Source organism: Parabacteroides caeci (genome assembly GCF_023656795.1).
GTDB lineage: Bacteria > Bacteroidota > Bacteroidia > Bacteroidales > Tannerellaceae > Parabacteroides > Parabacteroides segnis.
In genome coordinates, this window is sequence record NZ_JAMOKT010000079.1 from 18,547 (window position 1) to 27,168 (window position 8,622).

The 8,622-nt window shown below is 36.7% G+C and carries 8 protein-coding genes; 3 read left to right on the forward strand and 5 right to left on the reverse strand.

All coding sequences use genetic code 11. The features are described from left to right. Positions 1–8 precede the first annotated feature (8 nt). The 3 genes from NBH15_RS25775 to NBH15_RS25785 all read right to left on the reverse strand — a co-directional run bounded on the left by NBH15_RS25775 (position 9) and on the right by NBH15_RS25785 (position 4,149). A complete protein-coding gene (locus NBH15_RS25775) occupies positions 9–869 on the reverse strand; it encodes a peptidoglycan-binding domain-containing protein (RefSeq protein ID WP_128134988.1) in 861 nt (286 codons plus the stop codon). 277 nt (positions 870–1,146) lie between these two features. Further along, positions 1,147–2,694 (reverse strand): PD-(D/E)XK nuclease domain-containing ATP-binding protein, encoded by a 1,548-nt coding sequence (locus tag NBH15_RS25780; protein ID WP_244051090.1) that lies wholly within the window; start codon positions 2,692–2,694, stop codon positions 1,147–1,149. Between the two features lie 189 nt (positions 2,695–2,883). Beyond that, positions 2,884–4,149, reverse strand: a complete 1,266-nt coding sequence (locus NBH15_RS25785; RefSeq protein ID WP_128134987.1) for an ATP-binding protein — start codon at positions 4,147–4,149, stop codon at positions 2,884–2,886. A gap of 224 nt (positions 4,150–4,373) precedes the next feature. Between NBH15_RS25785 and NBH15_RS25790 the strand changes: the two genes are divergently transcribed. Genes NBH15_RS25790 through NBH15_RS25800 form a run of 3 tightly spaced genes read left to right on the forward strand, consistent with a single transcriptional unit; the run spans position 4,374 to position 6,356 of the window. Continuing rightward, a complete protein-coding gene (locus tag NBH15_RS25790; RefSeq protein WP_128134986.1) occupies positions 4,374–5,072 on the forward strand; it encodes a zinc ribbon domain-containing protein in 699 nt (232 codons plus the stop codon). Between the two features lie 2 nt (positions 5,073–5,074). After that, entirely contained in the window at positions 5,075–5,524 is a 450-nt protein-coding gene (locus tag NBH15_RS25795; RefSeq protein WP_128134985.1) for an AraC family transcriptional regulator, read from the forward strand. Between the two features lie 4 nt (positions 5,525–5,528). Next, positions 5,529–6,356 carry a zinc finger domain-containing protein gene (locus NBH15_RS25800; protein WP_128134984.1) on the forward strand — a complete coding sequence of 276 codons (828 nt, stop codon included), beginning with the start codon at positions 5,529–5,531 and terminating at the stop codon, positions 6,354–6,356. A gap of 62 nt (positions 6,357–6,418) precedes the next feature. Here the strand turns inward: NBH15_RS25800 and rsgA are convergent, their stop codons facing one another. Continuing rightward, complete coding sequence (gene rsgA, locus NBH15_RS25805; RefSeq protein WP_250823929.1) at positions 6,419–7,474, reverse strand: ribosome small subunit-dependent GTPase A; 1,056 nt, start codon at positions 7,472–7,474, stop codon at positions 6,419–6,421. After that, positions 7,471–8,250, reverse strand: coding sequence for a class I SAM-dependent methyltransferase (locus NBH15_RS25810; RefSeq protein ID WP_128134982.1), 780 nt, complete (start codon positions 8,248–8,250; stop codon positions 7,471–7,473). Before NBH15_RS25810 ends, rsgA begins: the two co-directional genes overlap by 4 nt. Between the last annotated feature and the right edge of the window lie 372 nt (positions 8,251–8,622).

Here is an 8,622-nt window from a genome sequence, read left to right on the forward strand (position 1 = left end):
ATCGATAATTATTTTTTCAAAAAATAAACAGTTTGAGTTTCTACAATGCCATCTGCATCTATTCCTATTGCTTTTTGAAAGTTAATTACAGCTTTTTCAGTTTCTTCATCAAAGATAGAATTTCCTTTTATTAGATTTCCTGATAAATATCCTTTGTCTATTAGAATATTCTTGAGTTGTGTCACATCGTATCCCTGCATCTGTTTTTTAAGTACGCGATCCCCTAAATTGTATTTACGAGAGTTTACATTTACAGTTTCATCATTTATTTGTTCTATACGCTTATTAATTGTTTCAATTGTTTTTTTACCAACAATACCGTCTACAACCTGATTATGATCATTCTGAAACTTTTTGATTGCATTTTCCAAATTGGTAGAATATACGACATCCCCTGAATAATTTTTTTCTATATCGGATTCTGTAATGTATCTTATTTTAAGTAATTTATTCGCTAACTCAGCTACATCCTTACCCGAAACACCACTAACAAGGGTTCTTTCTCCCAGTGAGTAAGTTGTTTTTGAATAAGTAGTTGTATTGGTTTTATATGTTGAAGAACTAGAACTTGAAGAAGAAGAACCGCCATAACTTCCATAACTACTTGATCTATGTGAAGAATGAGATCTATGTGAAGAATGTGAACGGTGACTTCTATGCCCTGCAATTAGATATGAATTATCATTATGAATTTTAAGTACATATTTTTGGGAAAGATCATTTTTCTTTCCTTGCTCAATATTATCATTATTATCTTTACTTATTTTAGAAAGATCATAAGATATAGCATTAGCATCATTGGATGAAACTAAGGATGCAATAGATGTCAAAAAAATACCTTTCAAAAGTTTCTCAAATTTCGATTTCATGGCTGTATAGCAATTAATATTTATGGTAACAAATATACTATATAATAATTGAAAATTAAAAGTTCATGAATAACATTTTTTCAATTTATACATTTTACAATTTAATCGTATCATTACATGTAAAGAATTAGTATCATCGCTTCGACTTGTACTTGCTCTTCCTACTCAACGAGAACAACATTCTTCTCCTGAAATGTTAAAGAGCACCAAGTATTTTCATTGACAAAAAGTAATGCTAGTATCCACTAGAAATTGATTTCAACTATATTATTAATCATTACTCTACTTTCCACTCCTCTATATTGCGAGTCTTTGCACTAAAATTCACTCCTATCTTGATTAATTTACGGGGATCGGAAGCAAAAGGAAGTGCATAGCCTTTTTCATTGATCTGGCGTAAAGCCTCGTCTGCTGTTCCATTCAATTTGAATTCCATCAAGTAAATAAAACGATCCGTTTGCAAAACCCAATCAATACGGCCTTCCGAAGTATGGTATTCTGCTTTTACATAGAAACCAATCAATTTGAACACAATAAACAGGACATTCTGATAGTGTAACTCCAAATCACGAACCAACTCATAAGGAGTATCGGCAAAAAAACTTTGCAGATGGCAGAAGAAGGAATCATAATCGCCGGAACGTATCTCACGAACAAACTTCTGAATATGGAAAGAAGAATCTACTTTATCCGTATTGGCATAGAAAGGAAGCAGATATTTCATAAAGCCCTCCTCCACTTCACGATTAGGAAATCCCAGACGATAAATACCAAATTCACGATCATATCCTTTGATTGTCAAATATCCACTCTGATAAATCACAGGTATTGGATTAACAGATGTGGAGTCAATGCTATTCAAAACATCGGCATCCGTTTCCGTATGCGCCATGTTATACAAGTCATAATGAGAGTGTTTTAACAATTTTACCAGATAGGTTGGTGTACCTGTTTCAAACCAGTAGCTACCAAACTGCAAATACTTAAAGGTATTAAGCAAACTGAGAGGATTATACATACTGGGACCATTCGGCACAAAATGATAACCGTCATAACATCCTTTTAATTCTGCATAGACTTCTTCATTTGTTAAAGAAAGAGATGAGGCAAGAGCTTTAATATCTTCATCAAAATATTCGTGCAATTCCTCTTCTGTAATACCACAAATAGAAGCAAAAGGTCCTTTCATCGAAATATCGTCTAAATTATTCAGATCGCTGAACACACTCACTTTCCCAAACTTAGTTACCCCTGTTAAGAAAGCAAATTTGATATCCCCGTCCATACTCTTCATCACACCATAAAAAGCTTTCAAAGTATCACGATATATCTCTTGTAGTCCATCATTATCCAATGCCTGCAACATCGGCTTATCGTATTCGTCAATCAAGATTACAACACGTTGACCGGTCTGCTTAGCAGCCCTGCGGATCACTCCCTTAAAGCGAAGCGAAAGTGTTGTTTCATCTTTTCCACGGCCATAAAGTTCTTCCCACTGCGTCAACTGATTACTTAACAAAGCATCCAAACGTTCGGGACTATCGAATTTTTCAGCATTCAAATCTAAGTGAAGTACAGGATATTCCAACCAATCTTTTTCCAGCTTTTCGATAGCTAAGCCTTCAAATAACTCCTTTTTCCCCAGAAAATAAGCTTCCAAAGTAGAAATAAGCAAGCTTTTCCCAAAACGGCGTGGACGACTCAAAAAATAATAGCGGCCCGTTTTCACTAATTGATAAATCAGTTCTGTTTTGTCAACATAGATATATCCGTCCTGACGAAGACTTTCAAAATTCTGTATACCGATAGGATAAAGCTTTGCCATAATTCATCTGATTGAAATAATACCTTTTACGCAAAGTACACAATAAAGATCGGCATTTACAAAAAAAGAATAGGTTAATTAGAGGTATTCAAATCTGATATATGAAAATTCCTATACAAATTGAGTTGACTCAAATTAGGTATGATGTCCTTAAAGATTTCTTCGCAGAGCATCATACTTTTCTTGTTATTACATACTTAACAACCATTTCCATATCGGAAGGACTTCAATTGTTTTTCCGCTCATTTCTATCGTTCGTTCCGTATCGCGGGTAATAATCAATAGTTTCTTACATTCCAAAACTTCGGTAATTTTTAGCAAGGCTTTTATTTCCCGGTCAAATGTTCCATCGCTATTGTCGAGATTGTAACAAACCTGAATCACAGTGTAATCGTCGGGAATATAGAAGTCAACCTCAATACCTTGATTATAGAAATAAACAGCATCATTTCGCCCGTATTTACGCAGTAGATTTACGGCCACCATATTCTCCAATAAAAAAGTATTCCCATCCAATAAAAAAAGATTCAGAATGCCGTTATCTGTAAAATAATACTTGGGTGAAGTTTCCTTATCGACCAATTTACCCGCTATATTCTGGATAGGATTAATAAGCCACGCATCTCTAGCGTATTCCATGTAGTTAATGACTGTTTGCGTTCCTACCTTTGCCCCAGTTGACGATACAATATTTGCTATCCGGGTAAATGACAAAGGCTGCTTGACACTTTCAGCCAATTTCTTGAACATGATACGTAAAGCGAATGTGTTATCTATCGTATGACGGGCTGCAATATCCCCCAAATAGATTTTTTGGTAAACACTGGTCAAGTAATCTCGTTTAACCAATAACTCAGCTCCTTCCGGGAATCCGCCAAAATAGAAATAGTCATTGAATTTTCGTAATACTTCGGCTTTGCCTTCCGTAGACAGCAGATGATTGGTAGTAGCAGGAACATTGTTTGCCGTCAAAAACTCTTTAAAAGAGTACGGATAAACATCAATAGGAATATAACGTCCACCTAAAGTTGTCTGAATATCTTGACTTAACATTTTGGCATTGCTTCCAGTAATATAAACCCGATGTTTGGTATCAGCCATACGACGGGCAAATTTTTCCCATCCAGAAACGTTTTGTACTTCGTCCAAAAACAGGATAGGTTTCTTTCCATACATTTCTAAATGAACCTCCAACAACAGATTTAAATCTTCTGCTTTCATTCCGGTAAGACGTTCATCTTCAAAATTGATATAAAGCATTTCATCCCACTGTACACCTTGTGCTAGTAGTTGCTGCATCCGTTGATATAACAAGTAAGACTTTCCCGCTCGCCGAATACCCACAAAAACATAGTTTCCAAACTCCTCGAAAGTAAAATTTCGAGGAATCACCTTATATTTGGGGACTTCCACTTGATTGTCGGCGATAACCGTTTTCAAAATATTTTTGTCCATATCTTCCTGTTTTCATTCTAGTCACAATACAAAGATAGTCTATTTTTGTTTTATACACAAAACAAAAATTCATATTTATCGTTTTACCGACAGAATAAAACTTATCCTATTCCAAAGTAGGCATCTCTAAAAAAGAAACTAATTCACAATAAGATAGCAACACTGGACAACCTTTCCGGATATATCTTCTCTATATTTGCATGATATAATTCGAATAGTTAATTATGGAGTTGGAAATAGAAAAGAGATACTGCCAAAGTTGCGGAATGCCATTAGATATAAATCAGGAAGAACTTCTTGGGACTAACGGCGACCAAACGAAATGTGATGAATATTGTGTCTACTGTTATCAAAATGGGCAATATACAGTGGATTATTCAATGAAAAAAGTAATTGATGTATGGGTTGAGAATACTGATCTTTTCAATAATCATGTCCATACCCAATATACACCGAATGAACTTCGAACTGTTCTTAACAAAAGATTACCTACCCTTAAACGATGGAAGCAAAAGATTGACACTGAAAATATTTATAATGAAATAATAAATCGGATAAAGGTTTATATCAACAGCCATTTGTTTGATATGCTCAATACCGAACAATTATCCAAAATTGCCGGACTATCAAAGTTCCATTTCCTGCGTATATTTAAAGAGTACACCGGCGAAAGCATAGGAGTTTATATCCAGCGTATACGTTTAGAATATATCGCACATCTACTTTTGACAGCAAACCTTTCTCTGAACAACATCGTGCTGCAAACTAACTATCAAACCAAACATAGCCTATCCAAAGCGTTTAAGAAACGCTTTGGGCTGTCTCCATCAGATTATAAACAGCAATACAAACAAAAGTCCTATAATGAATCACCCATACTTTCAGAAAAAAATCACCTCAAATTAAGAATATTAGTAGTTTAAGTATGATTTATAGAACCATTGATAATACGTGTTCTACGATGAAAGCCTATAAGGATATATGGAAAGAACTACTATCTTTTGCAGAAAGCAATATTACAAAAAGTCCTGAAAACAGATTTATAAGCGTGAGTATGGATGACCCGCTTATTACAGTTTATAACAATTGCCGCTTTCTTATCGGACTTACTGTTAATCAAAAAGTGAAGGCAAAAGGCAAATTCGGAATGATGGAAATACCTGCCGGACATTATGCGGTATTCAAATATGAAGGCGATTATTCCTCTTTACCCGATTTATATAGATACATTTACTTAACATGGCTTCCACAGAGTGAATATCGACAGAAAAACACATTAAGTTTCGAGTTATATATTAAGACTCCGATAGAAGAAGACTATAATAACTTATTGACAGAAATATATATTCCTATTGAAAAAACAACAAAGAAATAATACCATGAAAGAATTACCGGAAAATCAAACATTAGCGAAACAGATCGATGTTACCTTAAAAGGTAGAATTATCACAGAAGTATTCAATGCCACAAAATATCATAAGAATACATTCTATTATGGCGATCCCCTCACTTATGGCAAACTACTTACCGGAAAAGAAATCAAATCTTCCGAAAGTTTTGGTATGTATGTAGATATAATATTGGATAAAGACACAAAAATCAGTTTCGGAGATGGAACAAACCTGAAATACGGTACAATATCGGACAAAATGCCGGATAATTATCAACTATTGCTTACACTTGATGATAATACCTATCTTGCTTTTACCGTAGGTATGTTTGGAGTGATAGCTGCATATACCGGAATATATGACGAAGTATATTACAAAAAAAGCGCAGAAAGCATCTCTCCGCTAAATAGCGAATTCAATGATTCTTATTTTGAGAAGCTATTTGTTGGTTTAAAGCCTAAATTATCGGTTAAAATGCTGTTGGCTGCAAAACAACGCATTCCCGGTTTGGGGAACGGAGTATTGCAAGACATACTGTTCAACGCAAAAGTCAATCCTAAAAGAGAAATAAGTTCATTGACAGATACTGATAAATCAGCCTTATTGCAATCGATCAAAACGACCTTAAAAACTATGGTTCTTCAAGGCGGAAGAGATACCGAAACAGACCTGTTCGGCAAACATGGAAACTATAAAACCATTTTGTCCAGAAATACATTGAATAATCCATGTCCAAGATGTGGTAATTCTATTATTAAAGATACATCTAACGGCGGCGGAGCCGTTTACTACTGTCCTACTTGCCAAAAAATATAAAATATGGATACAAATATAATACAGTGCAGGAATCCGAAGATACCTGCACCATAAATATAAAATCAGGAATCAGCCTTGCGCCTCTTCACCTCTTCCACGAGCTTTGTAAAGGATTTTTCCTTTTTACGTTTTTCATGCTCGGAAGCGGAGAAATGCCAGGCTTCACGCTTTAGTTTCAGATAGCTTTCATACACTTTGATATCTAGCGAACCTTCAGCGACTGCTTCCAGAACAGCACAGCCGGGTTCGTTGGTATGTGTGCAATCCTTGAAACGGCACGATTCTGCATAGTTGGAGATTTCCAGCATTTCGGCTAGTGAATCGGGATTATCTACAGTCAATCCAAACTCACGGATACCCGGAGTGTCGATTAAAACACCTGAACCGTCCATCAAAACCATTTCCCGCCGGGTGGAAGTATGCCGTCCTTTTCCGGTGGACTGGCTTATATCCGACGTCAGCAGCACCGACCTTTCACAAAGTGCATTAACAAGAGAACTCTTCCCTACCCCCGAAGAACCAACAAAGACAACCGTTTCGCCTTCCGATATGGAATCCCGTAACCGGGAGACCGTTTCAGGGTGATGGATACTTGTGAAGAACACCGGCATCCTACGGGTAAGGTGCCTGATTGCTTCCTCTGTCTCCTGTTTATCAAAAGGCAAATCAGCCTTATTGAGTATCAATACGGGATGGATGTTTTCTTCCAAGATCTGAACCATGAAACGTTCCACCCTGCGTATATTGAAATTATCATCGAGGCTCTGCACGATAAACGCCTTGTCAACATACGAAGCAATTGCCTGTTTTCCGGCTACCGTTCCATTTCTCTTGCGGTATAAAGTCCGTTCACGAGGTAACATACCGACGATAATGCCTTTGCTATCGTCGAATGGTTGAAACAATACCCAGTCGCCTGTACAGGGCAGTTCAAAGTCAGATTTCCCATACATCATATTTCCCGTCAACTCGCATTGGTACAGTCCGCTATCGGATATAACCTCGTAACAGGTACGATGCACGATGGCTATCCGTCCGTGAGACAATGTATTATATGCCGATTCTTGTTTTAGTTGGTTCAACCGGTCATTCCAACCATACATATTTAAACGAATCATAGCGTTATCTTTTTAGCGATATAAAATACATAGCCGTAGAACTCTTTATACTTGTGGTATAACTCCTCTTCGTGATGTGACATCGCGACAAGTTCTTCGGCAGTTTTATTTCCCGGATATTTGGCCAGAAACTTTTCCCGGGCTTTAACCAACGGTGCAAAATAATGCTCTGTCCAGCAAGTTTCAGGTAAAATAAAAGAAGCGACAGGAAGATACCCAGCCTTTTGTATCAGGGCAACCTGATTGGGTATCGTATCTATTTGCGGATAAGCTTCCATCCAGAAATCATGAATCTCTGCCGGACGTTCTTCAGTAAACCAGGCGCTTTCAGAAACAGCGATATATCCTCCTGTTTTCAGATATTTGCGCCATTCGTTCAGTCCGCGTTCAAAGCCTATATTATAAATGGCTCCTTCCGACCAGATCAGGTCTAACTCTCCCTCTCCGAAAGGAAGGTTGTCCATCGAACCGACGATTCCCTTCACTCTATCCTGGAGATTCAGCCCTCTGGCATTACTGTTGAACCTGTCGATGAATCCCGGAAAAAAGTCAAGACCGGTAATATGTCCCGGTGCATGCTGTGCCAATACCATTGTCTGGCCGCCTGTACCACAACCCAAATCGGCGATAAGGGATTGGTCGGTAAGGTTGTCTATAAAGCCCAATGCTTGAAGAGTCACTTCTGGACTTCCGGGCCCCTGACGTTCTGTATTTAAAAAGTATTCGCAGATTAAATTAAAATCGAATTCGTGAATTGTTTTATTTTCGTTACTCATTTCTTTATATATATATAGTATACCCGTGAAAGCATAACAATGCCGTCATCATTGTACACTGATTAAAATTGAATTAATACAATAAGAATTATGCCCGGATAGAATTACCCGAGAATAAACGAAAGGACAACCTGTACAAGGAATACAGATTGTTTACTACACCAAATCCGATTTAAATAGTTTGTTTAACATGCGGCAAAGATACATAATATTTTACTGGGAAGCATGTTTTGCTTATTTTTTATCCATTAATACTTCGTTAAATTTATAACTAATCCGTTGAGAACAAATAAGTTAATTGATAAAATTTAGTACAATAAAATAGGTCAAGTGGCTGATTTTCATTACCTTTAATGGTATCCTACCACACAT

Bases quoted from the DNA above. Each gene is read 5' to 3' on its own strand.
- NBH15_RS25775 (WP_128134988.1), bottom strand. From the start codon at position 869: ATGAAATCGAAATTTGAGAAACTTTTGAAAGGTATTTTTTTGACATCT.
- NBH15_RS25780 (WP_244051090.1), bottom strand. From the start codon at position 2,694: ATGGCAAAGCTTTATCCTATCGGTATACAGAATTTTGAAAGTCTTCGT.
- NBH15_RS25785 (WP_128134987.1), bottom strand. From the start codon at position 4,149: ATGGACAAAAATATTTTGAAAACGGTTATCGCCGACAATCAAGTGGAA.
- NBH15_RS25790 (WP_128134986.1), top strand. From the start codon at position 4,374: ATGGAGTTGGAAATAGAAAAGAGATACTGCCAAAGTTGCGGAATGCCA.
- NBH15_RS25795 (WP_128134985.1), top strand. From the start codon at position 5,075: ATGATTTATAGAACCATTGATAATACGTGTTCTACGATGAAAGCCTAT.
- NBH15_RS25800 (WP_128134984.1), top strand. From the start codon at position 5,529: ATGAAAGAATTACCGGAAAATCAAACATTAGCGAAACAGATCGATGTT.
- rsgA (WP_250823929.1), bottom strand. From the start codon at position 7,474: ATGATTCGTTTAAATATGTATGGTTGGAATGACCGGTTGAACCAACTA.
- NBH15_RS25810 (WP_128134982.1), bottom strand. From the start codon at position 8,250: ATGAGTAACGAAAATAAAACAATTCACGAATTCGATTTTAATTTAATC.